Source organism: Kitasatospora sp. NPDC058965 (assembly GCF_042741245.1).
Taxonomy (GTDB): Bacteria; Actinomycetota; Actinomycetes; order Streptomycetales; family Streptomycetaceae; genus Kitasatospora.
Window position 1 is genome coordinate 1 of the sequence record NZ_JBHYKG010000235.1, and the last position, 13760, is coordinate 13760.

At 76.1% G+C, this 13760-nt stretch carries 16 protein-coding genes, 1 tRNA gene and 1 pseudogene; 9 read left to right on the plus strand and 9 right to left on the minus strand.

The window, feature by feature from the left end; genetic code table 11:
• Together ACFW1A_RS29440 and ACFW1A_RS29445 are read left to right on the plus strand one after the other, a co-directional pair.
• A pseudogene (locus ACFW1A_RS29440) lies at window positions 1-214 on the plus strand (hypothetical protein); the annotation flags it as partial.
• A gap of 100 nt (window positions 215-314) precedes the next feature.
• The gene (locus tag ACFW1A_RS29445; protein ID WP_380413965.1) at window positions 315-764 is read left to right on the plus strand and encodes a universal stress protein; all 450 of its coding nucleotides are present in this window, start codon (window positions 315-317) and stop codon (window positions 762-764) included.
• Between the two features lie 34 nt (window positions 765-798).
• Here ACFW1A_RS29445 and ACFW1A_RS29450 read toward each other — a convergent pair whose 3' ends face one another.
• Window positions 799-1158, minus strand: coding sequence for a hypothetical protein (locus ACFW1A_RS29450; protein WP_380413967.1), 360 nt, complete (start codon window positions 1156-1158; stop codon window positions 799-801).
• A gap of 141 nt (window positions 1159-1299) precedes the next feature.
• On the opposite strand from ACFW1A_RS29450, the gene ACFW1A_RS29455 reads away from it, so the two are divergent.
• The gene (locus tag ACFW1A_RS29455) at window positions 1300-2802 is read left to right on the plus strand and encodes a hypothetical protein (RefSeq protein ID WP_380413969.1); all 1503 of its coding nucleotides are present in this window, start codon (window positions 1300-1302) and stop codon (window positions 2800-2802) included.
• A gap of 30 nt (window positions 2803-2832) precedes the next feature.
• Here ACFW1A_RS29455 and ACFW1A_RS29460 read toward each other — a convergent pair whose 3' ends face one another.
• From ACFW1A_RS29460 to ACFW1A_RS29485, 6 genes are all read right to left on the minus strand, one after another.
• Window positions 2833-3540 carry a nucleotidyltransferase domain-containing protein gene (locus ACFW1A_RS29460; protein WP_380413971.1) on the minus strand — a complete coding sequence of 236 codons (708 nt, stop codon included), beginning with the start codon at window positions 3538-3540 and terminating at the stop codon, window positions 2833-2835.
• Between the two features lie 137 nt (window positions 3541-3677).
• A complete protein-coding gene (locus ACFW1A_RS29465) occupies window positions 3678-4142 on the minus strand; it encodes a MarR family winged helix-turn-helix transcriptional regulator (RefSeq protein ID WP_380413973.1) in 465 nt (154 codons plus the stop codon).
• Window positions 4139-4573, minus strand: a complete 435-nt coding sequence (locus tag ACFW1A_RS29470; RefSeq protein ID WP_380413975.1) for an EVE domain-containing protein — start codon at window positions 4571-4573, stop codon at window positions 4139-4141. The genes ACFW1A_RS29465 and ACFW1A_RS29470 overlap by 4 nt, the downstream gene beginning before the upstream one ends.
• Window positions 4570-5001 carry an SRPBCC family protein gene (locus tag ACFW1A_RS29475; protein ID WP_380413977.1) on the minus strand — a complete coding sequence of 144 codons (432 nt, stop codon included), beginning with the start codon at window positions 4999-5001 and terminating at the stop codon, window positions 4570-4572. The genes ACFW1A_RS29470 and ACFW1A_RS29475 overlap by 4 nt, the downstream gene beginning before the upstream one ends.
• Before the next feature lie 117 nt (window positions 5002-5118).
• A complete protein-coding gene (locus ACFW1A_RS29480) occupies window positions 5119-7377 on the minus strand; it encodes a hypothetical protein (protein ID WP_380413979.1) in 2259 nt (752 codons plus the stop codon).
• 3 nt (window positions 7378-7380) lie between these two features.
• Window positions 7381-7452 (minus strand) — tRNA-Arg (locus tag ACFW1A_RS29485).
• Between the two features lie 99 nt (window positions 7453-7551).
• Here ACFW1A_RS29485 and ACFW1A_RS29490 point away from each other — a divergent pair.
• The 6 genes from ACFW1A_RS29490 (at window position 7552) to ACFW1A_RS29515 (ending at window position 12659) form a co-directional block, all read left to right on the plus strand.
• Window positions 7552-8304, plus strand: a complete 753-nt coding sequence (locus ACFW1A_RS29490; protein WP_380413980.1) for an SOS response-associated peptidase — start codon at window positions 7552-7554, stop codon at window positions 8302-8304.
• Window positions 8291-8644 (plus strand): hypothetical protein, encoded by a 354-nt coding sequence (locus tag ACFW1A_RS29495; RefSeq protein WP_380413982.1) that lies wholly within the window; start codon window positions 8291-8293, stop codon window positions 8642-8644. Before ACFW1A_RS29490 ends, ACFW1A_RS29495 begins: the two co-directional genes overlap by 14 nt.
• Before the next feature lie 131 nt (window positions 8645-8775).
• Entirely contained in the window at window positions 8776-9348 is a 573-nt protein-coding gene (locus ACFW1A_RS29500) for a hypothetical protein (RefSeq protein ID WP_380413984.1), read from the plus strand.
• Window positions 9349-9492: 144 nt separating this feature from the next.
• Window positions 9493-9819, plus strand: coding sequence for a MazG-like family protein (locus ACFW1A_RS29505; RefSeq protein WP_380413986.1), 327 nt, complete (start codon window positions 9493-9495; stop codon window positions 9817-9819).
• Window positions 9816-11744 (plus strand): ABC transporter ATP-binding protein, encoded by a 1929-nt coding sequence (locus ACFW1A_RS29510; protein WP_380413988.1) that lies wholly within the window; start codon window positions 9816-9818, stop codon window positions 11742-11744. The genes ACFW1A_RS29505 and ACFW1A_RS29510 overlap by 4 nt, the downstream gene beginning before the upstream one ends.
• Window positions 11745-11846: 102 nt before the next feature.
• Window positions 11847-12659: a HEAT repeat domain-containing protein gene (locus tag ACFW1A_RS29515; protein WP_380413990.1), complete on the plus strand. Its 813-nt coding sequence runs from the start codon at window positions 11847-11849 to the stop codon at window positions 12657-12659.
• Window positions 12660-12673: 14 nt separating this feature from the next.
• Here the strand turns inward: ACFW1A_RS29515 and ACFW1A_RS29520 are convergent, their stop codons facing one another.
• Together ACFW1A_RS29520 and ACFW1A_RS29525 are read right to left on the minus strand one after the other, a co-directional pair.
• Complete coding sequence (locus ACFW1A_RS29520; RefSeq protein ID WP_380413992.1) at window positions 12674-13177, minus strand: phosphohydrolase; 504 nt, start codon at window positions 13175-13177, stop codon at window positions 12674-12676.
• Complete coding sequence (locus ACFW1A_RS29525; RefSeq protein ID WP_380413994.1) at window positions 13177-13581, minus strand: hypothetical protein; 405 nt, start codon at window positions 13579-13581, stop codon at window positions 13177-13179. Before ACFW1A_RS29525 ends, ACFW1A_RS29520 begins: the two co-directional genes overlap by 1 nt.
• Between the last annotated feature and the right edge of the window lie 179 nt (window positions 13582-13760).

Consider the following 13760-nt stretch of genomic DNA (forward strand, 5'->3'; position numbering starts at 1 on the left):
CCTCAGCACGCCCCGTCAGACCGGTGGCGCCCTGGCCGTCGCGGCCTACGGCGGGCTGGTCGCGGACCCGGCCCGGTTCCAGGCCGGGATGCGGGCGAGCCTGCTGAGCTCGGCCGTGCTGCTGCTCGCCTGCGCCGCCGGAGCGGCCGCGCTGCTGCCCGGTCGCGACCGGTCGCCCGCACCCGCCGCCGCGGCGCCTGCCCCACCCGGGTGACACCCGGCCCGGTCGCGGCGGCCGCTACCACGGCGGCCGCACCGCAGCGCCGACCGTGGTGGGTGGCAGCAGAGCCGACGGACGGACAGGGACGGTGCAGATGACCGGGAACGACTCGACCCCGCGCGTGGTGGTGGGGGTGGACGGCTCGCCGTCCTCGGCGGCCGCGCTGCGCTGGGCGGTGGGGCACGCCCAGCTGATCGGCGGCGCGGTGGCCGCGGTGGCCGCCTGGGAGCCGTTGGTGGACTACGGCTGGTCGGCGCCGGTGGTCGACCCCGCCTTCGACGAGGACCAGGCCCGCCGGCGCTTCGCCGGGGAGCTCGACCGGGTCCTCGGTGCCGCGCGCCCGGTGCCGGTCACCGAGCACCTGGTGCGGGGCGATCCCGCCGAGGTGCTGCTGGACGCCGCCGACGGGGCCGCCGTGCTGGTCGTGGGCAGCCGCGGGCACGGCCGCTTCACCCGCGCGCTGCTGGGCTCGGTGAGCCTGCGCTGCGCCCAGCACGCGACCTGCCCGGTGGTCATCGTCCGTCCCGACGCGGCGGGCGACTGACGGGCCGTCAGGACCCGACGCCGACCGGTCGCGGTCACTCCGGCTCCGGGACCGCGACCGCCCCGCGCGGGCTGTCGAACCGGTCGAGGAACGCGTCCTGGTCCTGGCCGGTGCGGTGGTGGAGCAGCGAGAAGACCTCGCTGCCGTGGCCCGGCGGGCCGTCGGTGGCGAACACCTGGGTGAGCGGCAGCACCTCGAAGCCGCCCTCCTCGGCGTACCGCGCCGCCTCCCGCTCGCCCAGGGCCATGGCGGCGTCCGTGCCCGCGGCCTGCCAGAGCGTGATCCGCTCCTCGTAGGGCTCGCCCTCCCACGGGGTCCAGCGGTAGAAGGTGCGCACGCCGAACCAGGACCGCTCCGCCCCGGACCCGGCGGACTCGCTCTCGCTCCAGGACATGACCACACCCTAGGGAGCGCCGGTCGCCCGCGCACCGGGGTTTGCCGTCCCCGACGGATCGTCAGGCCCCGTTGCCGCCCCGCGATCCCCGGTCGCCCGACCCCGCGGTCCCCTCCTGCACCGTGGTGCCACAATGGCCCGATGCCCACCACCTCCCGCTCCGAGCCATGGCTGCGCGGCGTCGCGGCCAATCCCGCCGCACCCGCCGAACTCCTGCTGCGCCTGCTGGTTCCGCAGGCCCGCGCCGCCTGGGCGGTGCTCTGCGAGCACCGGTCCCTGCCGCCGGAGGTGGTGGAGGCGGTGCTCGCGCACCCCGCCCAGCCGGTGCGCCGCGCGTTCGCCCGGAACCGGTTCGCCACGCCCGCGCAGCGCGGGCGGCTGGTGGACGATCCCGACGACCTGGTCCGGGTCGCGCTGGTCCAGGGCCCGCGCCCGAAGGTCGGACCGCCGGAGCCGCTGCCCGACGAGGTCCTGGAGCGGCTGCTCACCGTGCGCGACGACGAGCTCCCGAACGAGTTGCTCACCGCGGACGAGATACGCCAGGAGCTCGCCTTCTCCGGCCAGACCCCGCAGTCCTTCAACCGCCGGCTGCCCACCCACCCGGACCCCGACCTGCGGGCCCAGGGTGCCGACCTGTGGCTCAGGCTGACCCCGGACCGGCGCGCGGCCCTGCTCGCCGACCCGGACGGGCGGGTGCGCGCGGCCGCCCGCCGCAACGACCGGGTGCTGGACCCGGCGGCGACGGCGGCGGACCTGCCCGACCAGGACTGCCACCACCGGTCGGTGCTGCTGGCCAACTACGCCGTCTCGCGGGCCGTGGCCGAACGGTGCCTCGCCGACCGGCGCAATCTCTGGGGGCTGGCCGGCAACCGCTTCACGCCCCGCGACATCGTCGCCCGCCTGGCCCGCGACCCGGACCCGAAGGTGCGTCAGCGGGTGGCCGCCCGGGCCGACCTGGCGCCGGGGCTGCTCGCCGAGCTGGCCCGCGACCCGGACCCCGCCGTGCGCGCCCGGGCCCGGGTGCACCCCCTCCCGCGCACCTGGCCCGAACAGGCCGCGATCGACCGGGTGGTCACCGGCCGGGCCGACTGCATCGGACCGCTCCCGGAGATGTTCCTGGAGCCGCCGACCCGCTGGTACGAGTCCTGCGCCGCCGCCACCGACCCGGTGCTGCGCCGGACCGCCGCGACCTGCCGGGAGCTGCCCGCCCGGGCGGTGGCCCGGCTGGCGGCCGACCAGGACCCGGAGGTGCGCCACCTGCTCGCCTACCACCATCCGTCGGCGCCGCCGGCGATCGTGCTGGAGGCCTTCCTCGCCACGCCGCGCCAACGCCCGTACCTGCTGACGCTCGCCCGCCTGCCGCGCACCGGCCTCGGCCACCTGCTCGACCACGCCGACCCCGAGGTGCGCGCCCTGGCCGCCACCGACGCCACCCTGCCCGAGCCGCCGGTGCGCCTGCTCGCCGACCCCGATCCCGCCGTGCGGCGCGCCGCGGCCGCCCACCCGCTGCTCCCGCCCGACCTGCTCGCCGGGCTGCTGACGGACCCCGATCCCGAGCTGGCCGAGGGCGCCGCGGCCAATCCCGCGCTGCCCGTCGAGCGCCTGCGCGCCCTGGTCGAGGCGGCCGTCGTCGGGGCCGGGTGACGGGCTCCGGCGACGGTGTTCTCCCGGGCCCTACCAGGTACGCCGGTAGCCCTCGGCCAGCGGTCCGCCGACCAGGCCCAGGACCTGTCCGGCTGCGGCCACCAGCCGGTCCGGCTCGCCCGACGCGCACAGCCGGCGGTGGCCGGCCAGCAACGCCCCGCCCAGCTCCGGATCGGCCGCCCGCAGCCGGCGCGGCAGCCACTTGCCGCCACCGACCCAGGCCCGGTGGTGGTCGCAGAGCAGCTCGGTCGCCGTGCCCAGCGCCGCCGCGCCGATCGCGAGCGCCTCGTCCGGGTCCTGACGGTCCGCCAGGTCGAGCAGCAGGTCGGTCAGCCCGTACCGCTTGGCCTCCACCGCGTCCGCACCCAGCGCAGGCGGGCCGGCGAGCAGGTCGGCCGCCGCCCGGTCCCGGGCGGCGGCGCCGTCCCCGGAGGGGTCGTGCAGGGCGAGGCCGTCGGCGTAGATGCTCTGCATCACGGCCCGTCGGCTCGCGACGTCCGCCGCGAAGATCTCCGCGAGCCCCGCCCGGGTGTGGACGAAGAGCTCGGCGAGGCGTCCCTCGAACCGCACGGTCTCGCGGAGGCTCTCACCGCCGTCGGGCACCAGCACCGCGAGGTCCAGGTCGCTGGAGGCCGTCGCCCGCCCCGCCGCCGCCGAACCGCCGAGCACCACCGCGAGCGCGTCCGGGAAGCGGGCGGCCGCCAACCGCCGGGCCTGGTCGATCAGGTCATGATCCATACCGGACAGGATCGCAGCCCGCTCGCGCGCCCGACCCGGCGGGTCGTCCGTGTGCGTCGGAGGCCGACGTGCGCCACCGCCGCAGTCCGACCGGCCCGGTGCCCCGAGCGCGCTCCCGGAGGCGAGCCGGCGGTGTGTCAGCCGACCGGCCCGCCACCGGCCTTCAGGCGCTGCAGGGACTGGGTGAACGGCGTGGCCAGCTCGCCGAGCGGCTCGAAGAAGCGCCGGTCGCACTCCTCCACCACGCCGACCGCCCGGTTGGCCAGCTCGCGGCCGGCCGCCGTCACGCGCAGCGCCCGGGCGCGCTTGTCGGTCGGGTGGGGCAGGCGCTCGACCAGCTCGGCGGACTCCAGGGCGCGCAGCACCTGCGAGGTCATCATCGGGTCGGTCGCGACGTAGTCCGCCAGCTGCTTCTGGGTGACCGGGCCCTCGCTGCCGAGCCAGGTGAGGGCGGCCAGCAGGACGAACTGCACGTGGGTCAGGCCGTGCGGCTTGAGCGCGGCGCGCTGCGCGGCCTGCCAGCGGTTGGTGATCTGCCAGAGCAGCAATCCCGGGCTCTCCTCGGCGTCTTCGTAGGCCGTCGCCAGTTCGCGCTCGGTCATGCGGGGCGGTCCTCTCGCTCGGGCGCGAGGTCCATCGCCGCCCGGATGCGGGTGAAGTCGCCCTCGCTCAGCTCGATCAGGCCGCGGCGCAGCTGGTGGCCCCAGTGCGGGTCCGCGGTGAGGTCCAGCGCCCGGCGCAGGCCCTCGATCGGCGTGTCCGTCGTGTCACGGTAGTCCACCCGGCGGCGCCAGGGCTTGAACGCCCCCTCGTCGGCCTGCCAGATCACCTCGTCGGCCACCTGGCCGAGGGCGGTGAACGCCTGCAGCGGGCTGCCGCCCTGCAGCCGGGTGCGCGGCGAGTAATAGACCAGCCAGTCCCCCGCCGCCAGCCGGGCCAGCGGGGGGCGCTTGCCGTGGCCGAGCTGGGCGATGCCGAGCCGCCTGCCGCGCTCCACGTGCTCGCGGCAGACGACGCCGAGCCAGTACCTCACACCAGCACCTCCTTCTCGGCCACGGCCCGCAGCGCCTCCAGGTCGCGCTGCAGGCTGTCGGCGATGCCCTTGCCGAGGATCAGGTTCCACAGCCGGGCCGCCGGCCCGGCCAGGGTCACCTCGACCCGGACCTCGGTGCGGCCGGCCGCGTCGACGGACACCTGGTGGCGGAAGGTGAGCCGGGCGCCGAGCAGCAGCGAGACGTCGGTGAACTCGCGGTCGGTCAGCACCTGGACGACGAACTTGGTCTTCGGGCCGCCCTTGGGCTTGAGCACCCCGGTGGCGCCCGGCACGAACGGGCCGTCGAGGCGCACCCACTCGGTGTCGGCGTTCCACTCCGGCCAGGTGGCCATGTCGGCCCAGCGGGCGAAGAAGGCGGCGGGAGCGGCGGTGGACGAGATCGTGGCGTTTCCGAGAGTCAGCGTCATGCATTTAGTATGCGCGCTTAGTACTTAGGGCGTCAAGCCCTCGTCGGACGCAGCTCGGCGGCGCCCGCAGGATGCGCGGACACCGCCGATCGAGGGAACAAGGACGAACGGAAGGGCTCAGCGACCGCCGACCACCGGCTCGGTCACCGGCTCGGCCGCCAGCCAGTGCGGCCCCGTGCTCCACCCCAGCAACTGCCGCCCGCCGCCGTCCTGCGGACTGCCGCCCGCCGCCGCCGAGCGCAGCCCGGTGAGCACCGGCGCCAGCCGGGCGGCCACGTGCCGGGGCTGGCGCTCCGCCAGCCCCGCCAGCTCGCCGATCACCCGCGCCTGCACCACCGGCTCGCAGAGCGACAGGTAGCAGACCAGCTGTCGCCACGCGTACGCCGCGTCCTTGATCACCGGGAGCGGCCGGCGGTTGCCGTGCACCAGGGCCACCGCCCGGCAGACCGTGCCGAAGCTGCGCCGGGCGAGATCGTCCCAGCCCGGCGCGGGGCCGATGCCGACCCGGGCGACCAGCGTGGCCAGGTTGTGCGTGGTGAGGATCTGCGCCTGCTCGATCACCTTCCCGTTGCCCGCGACCGACCAGCCCCGGGCCCCGGCGCCGGCGCGCCGGGTGCAGAGCGCGGCGAACTCCGCGACGTCGGCGGGCTTGTCCGGGTCCAGCAGCACCAGGTACTCGTACTCCGCCGCGTAGTAACGGTCGTACAGCGAGCCGGCCAGCAGCTCCCCCGCGACCTGCGCGGCGGCCAGGAACTTGCGGCCGAAGGTCCCCATGAAGATGTCCGCCGCCAGCTCCTCCACCAGCGGCGCGTCCAGCTCCGCCTGCCGGGCCAGCACGCCGAGTTCGCGCACCAGCGGGTTGGGCAGCAGGGTGCCGGGGAACGCCTGCACCGCGAGCTCGCCCAACTGGCGCAGCACCGCCCGGGCCGGGCCCCGCGCGTCCGAGCCGCCCCGGTGGGCGGCCACCGCGCGCACCCAGGGCAGCTCCTCGACCCGGACCTGTCCGGCCAGGTTGAGCAGCAGCAGCGAGCGCCGGTTCCGGAACGCCCGGTAGTTGGCCGCCATCAGCGTGCGCAGCGCCCGGTCCGGGTACGCCTCGGCACTGGTCACCGCGACCAGCTGCGGGACCAGCTCGGCCAGCACCTCCGCCGAGGGCACCACGCCGCGGGCCACCAGCACGGCCGGCGGTGCGCTCAGCGCGCCCTCCACCACCCGCCGCACCGCCACCGGAATCGACGCCCCCTCGGGCAGCCCGGTCTCCCGCGCCTCCGGTGCGGAGACGTCGGCGACCAGCGGCGCCACGTCCGTGATGCCCCGCTCCGGCCGCTCGCCCGACATCCGCCGCAGCACCAACTGCGCCAGCGCGTGGTGCGAGGGCAGCGCCGCCTGCACGGCCTGCCGCGCGCGCAGTGCGGTGTGCGGGGCGGACCCCGGCAGGCCGCGGCGGCGCACCATCGAGCCCACGGCGTGCCGCAGCAGCCCGGCCCGGCGCGGGTCCAGCTCCCGGCCCGCCACGGTCTCGGCCAGCGCGTCGCGCAGGACGGCCAGGTTCTGCTTCGGGTCGCGGTGCTTGGTGCAGCGGGTGTGCGCCTGCGCCAGCTCCCGGTACCGGCGCAGCAGCGCGGCGCCGCGGCCCAGCCAGGCCTCGTCCGGCTGCTGCCCCTGCGTCAGCTCCAGCCAGTGCGAGAGCAGTTCGTCGCCGAAGGGCTGCCAGACCGTCAGCGCCTCGCGCTGGGTCTCCACCGCCGCGTTCGGCCCGCGCAGCCGCAGCCGCTCGCGGGCGGCACCGGCGGTCTGCCGGTGCACCGCGGCCGGGTCCGGGGCGGGCAGGTCGCCGGGCCGCGGGGTGAACCGCAGCCGGGCGGCGAACGGCTCCACCTCCTCGACCAGGGCCAGCGCGCCGGCCACGTCACCGGCCCGCACCAGCCAGGCGACCGTCAGCAGCGCCGCCTCCTCGGGCAGCGCGAGCTCGTACCGCCCGCTGTCCAGCAGCGCGAACAGCCGGGTCAGGCCCGACTCGGTCAGGCTGTGGGCGAACAGCGCCGCGCGGTCGGCCGGCAGGCCGGCGGCCGCGGCCGCCTCCCGCTCGTACGGCTCCAGCGGGCCCTGGGCACCGGCGGCGGAGGTGGCGAACCCGCCGCGCACCACCTCGGGGGTCACCCAGGCCGGCAGGCCCGCGACCGGGGTGCGCGAGCCGACGGTCAGCCGTCCCTCCGCGATCCCGGCGAGCACGGCCCGCCAGCGGGCGATGCGCTGCTCGGCGCGGTCCCGGGTCTGCTCGTCCGGGTGACTCACCGCGGTGACGAAGGCCTTGGCCAGCTGGTGCTGTGCGTGTCCGGCTCCGGCGGAGTGCTGCTGCTCAGCGAAATCGTCCATAAGCCGACGCGGCAGGTTCTGCCCCTGCGCCCTCCGGGTAAGGAGCCCGGCGCTCTGCTGCTGAGCTACACGTCGTGGTGGTCCAGAGACTAGGGGCCGGCCCGCTGCGCCGACAACACGGTTTCCGGGGCTCCGCGCCGCGCCGGGCGGGGCCGGTGTGGCAGGGTGGGACCCGTGTGCGGCCGCTTCGTCTCCACCACCACCCCCGTCGACCTGGTCGACCTGCTCGGCGAGCTGCGCTGGGACTCCTCCGAGACCCTGGCGCCGAGCTGGAACGTCGCGCCCACCGACCCGGTGCCCGCCGTGCTGGAGCGGGTGGACAAGGAGACCGGCGAGCTGGTCCGGCAGCTGCGCGTGGTGCGCTGGGGCCTGGTGCCGTCCTGGGCGAAGGACGCCTCCGGCGCCGCCCGGCTGATCAACGCCCGCTCCGAGACGGTCGACCAGAAGCCCTCCTTCCGCAAGGCGTTCGCCGCCCGCCGGTGCGTGATCCCGGCGGACGGGTACTTCGAGTGGCAGCCGGTCCCGGCGGCCGACGGGCGCAAGGCCTTCAAGCAGCCGTACTACCTCTCCACCGGCTCGGTGATGCTGATGGCCGGGCTGTACGAGTTCTGGCGCAACCACGCCGTGCCGGACGACGACCCGGCCGCCTGGCTCACCACGACCTGCGTCATCACCACCGACGCCACCGACAGCGCGGGCCGGGTGCACGACCGGATGCCGCTCACCATCGCCCCCGCCGACCTGGACGCCTGGCTCGCCCCCGACGCCTCGGACCCGGGCGACCTGCGCCACCTGCTGCACACCCCGGCCGACGGGCGCCTGACGGTCCGTGCGGTCGCCACCGCCGTCAACAACGTCCGCTCCGACGGCCCGCAGCTGCTGGACCGGGTGCCCGACCCGCTGGGGCTGGCCGATGCGGACTCCTGAACCACTGCGGGCCGCCGGCGGGGTCGGCAGGCGCAGTCGGCGGGCCGTGCTCGGCTACGGGCTGCTGGTCGCGGCCCTGGCCCTGTGGGCCGGGCTGCAGCCCTGGGGCAGCGACCCGCTCGACACCTCGCACGCGCTGCCCAGCCTGGCCCTCGGGCTGGCCGCCCTGCCGTCCGTGGTCCCGCTGATCGTCCTCGGCGTCGGCGCCGAGGTCGGGCGGACCGCCTTCCTGGTGCTGGTGGTGGCCCTGGCCGTCGCCGAGGCCGCCGCCCTGCGCTGGGCCCTGCTCCGCCTGCGCGCACCCCGCGCCGCGCGCGGCGCCGCCCGCTCCCGGCCCTGACCCGCCCTCCGCCTACGCGGGACGGGTGACGGTCCATCAGCACGCGGACACGCACCGTTGCGCCGTCCCCGTCGCAGGGCCTAGCTTCGCTGTCGTCCGACATGTCGACGTCACACCGCCAGGGGGCAGCCGTGAGCCTGGACATCCTGCACAGCGGGGCGGCCGAGTCCGCCCGCCCGGAGACCCCCCGGACCACCAGGATCGTCACCGGGCTGGCCGTCCTCGGCTTCGCGGCCGCCGCGGGCTTCGCGGTGCCGGCCAACCTGGGCACCCCCCGGCCGACCCTCCCCCTCTCGGTCGAGGGCGAGGCACGCAACCTGCGGGCGCAGGACCGGACCGTGCTCGGCCTGGTCCAGAGCCGGCTGGGCGACGCCGGCCTGCACAACGTCCGGTTCGCCACCTACGGCCGGATCGGCTCCGGCGACGCGGACAACGACTGGCACTGGGACGTGACCATCGCGGAACCCAGCCCCGAGATCCTGCACGACCTGGCCGTGCCCGACCCCGCGCGCGAGACCGTGGTGCCGACCGCCCTGCCCGGCACGGTGTTCTGCGACGCCGACACGACGGACCGCACCTCGGCCGCCCGCGGCTGCACCTGGTGGGACGACCACCACCTGGTCACCGTCAGCGCCCTGGGCGTCTCCGACGTCCGCCGGGTGGTCGCCGTGCTGGAGCGGATCTGCGCCGGCACCGAGGCCTGACCCGCCGCCACCGCCCGCCGGCCCGGCCGCGGGGTGCTCGAAGCGGGGTGCTCGAAAAGGACGTGTTCACCCCGGGCTCGCCGAGAACCGCCGGGAACCGCCCGGCTTGATCGAGCGATTCGAACAGGGGCAGGATCCTGGCCCATGGACGAGATCTGGGAGACCGTCAACTCCCTTAAGAAGAAGGTCGATTCACACTTCCAGCGGAGTGACGAGATGCGCTGGACGGTGCAGGCCCTGAAGCTCCAGGAGGAGGCCGGCGAGGTTGCCGAGGCCGTCATCGGGGCGCTCGGGGCCAATCCCCGCAAGGGGCACTCGCACGACTGGGACGACGTGCGCCGGGAGGTCTGCGACGTCGCCCTGACCGCCCTGGTGATGCTCGCCCGGATGGGTGGCGATCCCCGCTGGTTCTTCGAGGAGCACGTCCGCGCCGTCGCCGCGCGCGAGGCGAACGGAGGCCCCGCGGCTTGAGCACCACCACGTCCCCCGCCCGGGGGACCGACGAGGAACTCGCCTGGAAGGCGGACGCCCGCAAGGCGCAGGCCGCCGCCGCGATCAGCGTCACCGCGATGGCCCGGCGGCTGCCCCAACTGGTGGTCCGCGCCTTCCGCCTGGGCTGGCGGATCGACCCCCGCTCGGTCGCGGTGCTGCTGGCCTGCCAGGCCGCCTCCGCCGTCCTGGGCGCCGCCGGACTGTACGCCACCACCGGCACCATCGGCTCCCTCTTCGCCCCCGGCCCGATGGCGCAGCGACTGAGCGCCGCGGCACCCTCGATCACCGTGATCGCCTGCTCGCTCGGCGTCCGGCGCCTGCTCGGGATCGTCATCCAGGCGATCACCGTGCGGCTCTCCCCGCGGATCTCCCGCGAGGCGGAGGCCACCGTGCTGCGGGCCACCATCGCCACCGAGCTGACCGCCTACGACACACCCGGCTACTCGGACGAGCTGGAGGCGGCCGACCGGGGCGCGGAGAGCTGCGTCTCGATCCTCGGCCAGGCGCAGAACCTGCTCTCCTCGCTCGGCTCGCTGGTCGGCGCGGCCGGCGTGCTGACGGTGCTGCACCCGGTGTTGCTGCCGCTGCTGGTGGGCGCCGCCGTCCCGCAGGGCATCGCCTCGGTGCGGGCGGCCCGGGTGGAGTACCTGGCCGCCCGCGAGGCCCTCGGCGACCGGCGGATCCTGGCGAACCTGCGCTGGTACATCCACCTCAAGCGGCACGCCGACCAGGTCCGCTCGGACACCCTGGGCGCGTTCCTGATGGACAAGTACGACACGGTCGGCCGCCGGCTGGACGCCAACACCCGGCGCTTCGCCGCCCGGGCCGCCCGGGTCTCGGTGGTCGGCGCGCTCGCTTCGGGCCTGGGCACCGGCCTGGTCTGGCTGGTGACGCTCTGGCTGGTCGGGACCGGCCGGATGAGCCTGCCGCGGGGCTCGGCCGCCGTCTTCGCCCTGACCGCGGTCTCCACCGCGCTGGCCGGCCTGGTCGGCTACGGCGCGGAGCTGTTCCGCACCGGCATGTACCTGGACGACTGGGCCCAGTTCCTCGACACGGCCGGCGGCCACGCCCTGCGGCGCGGCGGCCTGGCGCCACCGCCGCCGGAGCTGATCACGGTCAAGGCGCTCGCCTACCGGTACCCGGGCTCCGAGCGCACCGCCCTGGACTCGGTCGACCTGACGCTGCGCCGGGGCGAGATCCTGGCCCTGGTCGGCGAGAACGGCTCCGGCAAGACCACCCTGGCCAAGGTGCTGGCCGGTCTGTACGTCCCCGCGCCCGGCCACGGCGCGGTCGAGTGGGACGGCGCCGACACCCGCGACCTGGATCCGCACGCGCTGTGGCGCCAGGTCGCCGTCGTCCCGCAGGACTACGCCCGCTGGATGCTCACCGCCCGGGAGAACATCACCCTGGGCCAACCCACCGGGGACGGCGACGAAGCGGTCTGGCGCGCCGCCCGCCGGGCCGGTGCGGACGAGGTGATCGGCGAACTGCGCAGCGGCCTGAGCACCCTGCTGGCCGCGGAGTGGATGGGCGGCGAGGAGCTCTCCGGCGGCCAGTGGCAGCGGATGGCCCTCGCGCGGGCCTTCCACCGCGAGTCCGGCCTGCTCATCCTGGACGAGCCCACCGCCGCCCTCGACCCGCGCGCCGAGCACCGCATCTTCACCAACCTGCGTGCCGTCGCCCGCGACAAGGCCGTGGTGCTGGTCACCCACCGCCTCACCAACGTGGAGGTCGCCGACCGCATCGTCGTCCTCGACCACGGCCGGGTCCTCCAGCAGGGCACCTTCGCCGAACTGGTCGCCGACCGCACCGGCCGCTTCCACGAACTCTGGGAACTCCAGCACGACCGCACCGGCATCCCCACCCCGCGCACGCCCGAGCACACCACACCGACCCCCGACTGATCCCCCCGGGCGCTCCCTCCCCCGCGGAGGGAGCGCTGCGGACGGGTCGTCAGCACCACCGTCCCGGGTGGCCGGACGCCGACTCGGCTACCATCCAGACCCGTGCCCAGCTTCGTCCACCTCGCCTCCACCGCCGACGCCCCGCGGATCCGCCGCTCGGGCCTGCGGGCGGTCAGCCACGGACAGGGCGGGGCGCGCGGCGTCTACTGCTTCCCCGTGCTCCCCTCGTACACGCTCACCCACCAGTGGCTGCGCGAGCTGGCCCGGTTCGGCACCCGCGGCGGTCTGGTGGCGGTGCAGGTGCGCCTGCCGGACGACGAGCGGGTGCTGGTCGGCCACTACCGTGACCGCCACCGGGAGGCCCAGGCCACTGTCCCCGCCGCCGAGGCGGTGCGCCGGATCGCGGCACTGGACGACCCGCGGGGCTGGGAGGTCTTCGTCCCGCGCCCGGTCCGCCCGCGCGAGCTGCACCGGATCCGCACCGCGCCCCAGGTGGTCGGCTGGCGGTACCGGCCCGACGCGCACGGCACCCGCCCCTGCACCTGCTTCGGCTGCCGGCTGCGCGGCGGGTACGGCTCGCGCCGGCTGAGCGAGCGCCACCCGCACCCGCTCGACGGTCCGCCGCCGCCCACTCCCGTGCTGCTGGCCCGGATCGCCGCCACCGAGGACCCGGGCGTGCTCCGGGAGAGCCTGCACTGGCTCGGCCTGCGCCGCCGCGGCCCGCTGCTCCAGCTGGCCCCGCTGGCCGACCATCCCGATCCCGCGGTCCGCGAGGACCTGGTCTGGACGGTGGCCCGCTGGTCCACCCCGGGCGTCGCCGCCCTGCTCGACCGCCTCGCCGCCGACCCGCACCCGGACGTCCGGGCGGCCGTGGCGGCGGTCCGCGAGGCGGACGGGGACGGCGACGGGGACTGACGGGCTGCCCCGCGTCACACCGGCGGCAGCTCCGCCAGCAGGCTCGGGTTCACCCGCTCCAGGATCGCCGCCACGTCCGCCCGGTCCGCCGCTGCCCAGAGCACCTGACGCGCCGCCAGGTACTTGGCGGCCAGGCGCTCGCGCTGCTCGGCGCCCAGCGCCGCCGTGCGGTCCGGGTGCGAGTTGTGCGCGTTGTCGGAGACCTTCACCAGGGTGGCCAGCGGGTCGGCGGTGACGGCCCGGATCCGCTCCTGGTAGTCACCGCCGGGCACCGTGGTCACCGCCTGCACCGCGGCCACCACCGCCGCGGGGACACCGGCGGCCAGCAGGTCCGCCGCGGTCAGCGGGGTGTCCTCCAGCGCGTCGTGCAGCCACCCCGCCATCTGCGCCTGCTCGCCGAACGGCGCCAACCCGTCGGCCACCGCCCGCAGGTGCTCGACGTACGGCACCCCGAGCTTGTCCACCTGCCCGGCGTGCGCCCGCTCGGCCAGCTGCACCACCTCGGCCAGTGTCGCCATCAGTCCACGTTCCCGCGCTCGACCACCGGCTCGGGATCCCACGTGTGGAAGAAGTCGAAGAGCGAGGGCTCCCGGTTGAGCAGTTCGGCCTCGGCCCAGGCCGGCCGGGCCGAGACCACGAAGCTGACCCCGTCGTCCGCGAGCATGTAGGTGCAGTCGCGGTCCTCCTCGGGGATGCCGTACGTCCCGGCGATCCGGTCGAACTCCTCGCCGGTGGCGGGACGGACGTGCAGCCCCTGGTAGACCGAACGCAAGCACATGAAGTCGACCCGCCCGAAGTAGACCTCGATCCGGGTCCCCAGGCCGAGCAGCGCCGAGCTGTCGCTGCGGACGATCAGCTCCCGCTCGGCCGGGCGGAAGCCCGCCACGTGGAACTCGCGGTCGGGCCGTTGGAAGTCTGCCACTCTGTCACCATCCGAATCGTCGCTGCTCATCAGGGTACTGAACGGTACTGACGGGAAAACGCGCGGTGGGGGGGCCCCCCCCAGGCCCGGGCGGGCGGCCCCGCGGGGGGCGACAGGGTAGGCCGCCCCCCCGCCCGCTCCCGCCTGAACCGCGAAACCCGCCGCCCCCACACCAAATA

Bases quoted from the DNA above. Each gene is read 5' to 3' on its own strand.
- ACFW1A_RS29450 (WP_380413967.1), bottom strand. From the start codon at position 1,158: ATGTCCTGGAGCGAGAGCGAGTCCGCCGGGTCCGGGGCGGAGCGGTCC.
- ACFW1A_RS29445 (WP_380413965.1), top strand. From the start codon at position 315: ATGACCGGGAACGACTCGACCCCGCGCGTGGTGGTGGGGGTGGACGGC.
- ACFW1A_RS29495 (WP_380413982.1), top strand. From the start codon at position 8,291: ATGCGGACTCCTGAACCACTGCGGGCCGCCGGCGGGGTCGGCAGGCGC.
- ACFW1A_RS29480 (WP_380413979.1), bottom strand. From the start codon at position 7,377: ATGGACGATTTCGCTGAGCAGCAGCACTCCGCCGGAGCCGGACACGCA.
- ACFW1A_RS29475 (WP_380413977.1), bottom strand. From the start codon at position 5,001: ATGACGCTGACTCTCGGAAACGCCACGATCTCGTCCACCGCCGCTCCC.
- ACFW1A_RS29505 (WP_380413986.1), top strand. From the start codon at position 9,493: ATGGACGAGATCTGGGAGACCGTCAACTCCCTTAAGAAGAAGGTCGAT.
- ACFW1A_RS29520 (WP_380413992.1), bottom strand. From the start codon at position 13,177: ATGGCGACACTGGCCGAGGTGGTGCAGCTGGCCGAGCGGGCGCACGCC.
- ACFW1A_RS29460 (WP_380413971.1), bottom strand. From the start codon at position 3,540: ATGGATCATGACCTGATCGACCAGGCCCGGCGGTTGGCGGCCGCCCGC.
- ACFW1A_RS29455 (WP_380413969.1), top strand. From the start codon at position 1,300: ATGCCCACCACCTCCCGCTCCGAGCCATGGCTGCGCGGCGTCGCGGCC.
- ACFW1A_RS29465 (WP_380413973.1), bottom strand. From the start codon at position 4,142: ATGACCGAGCGCGAACTGGCGACGGCCTACGAAGACGCCGAGGAGAGC.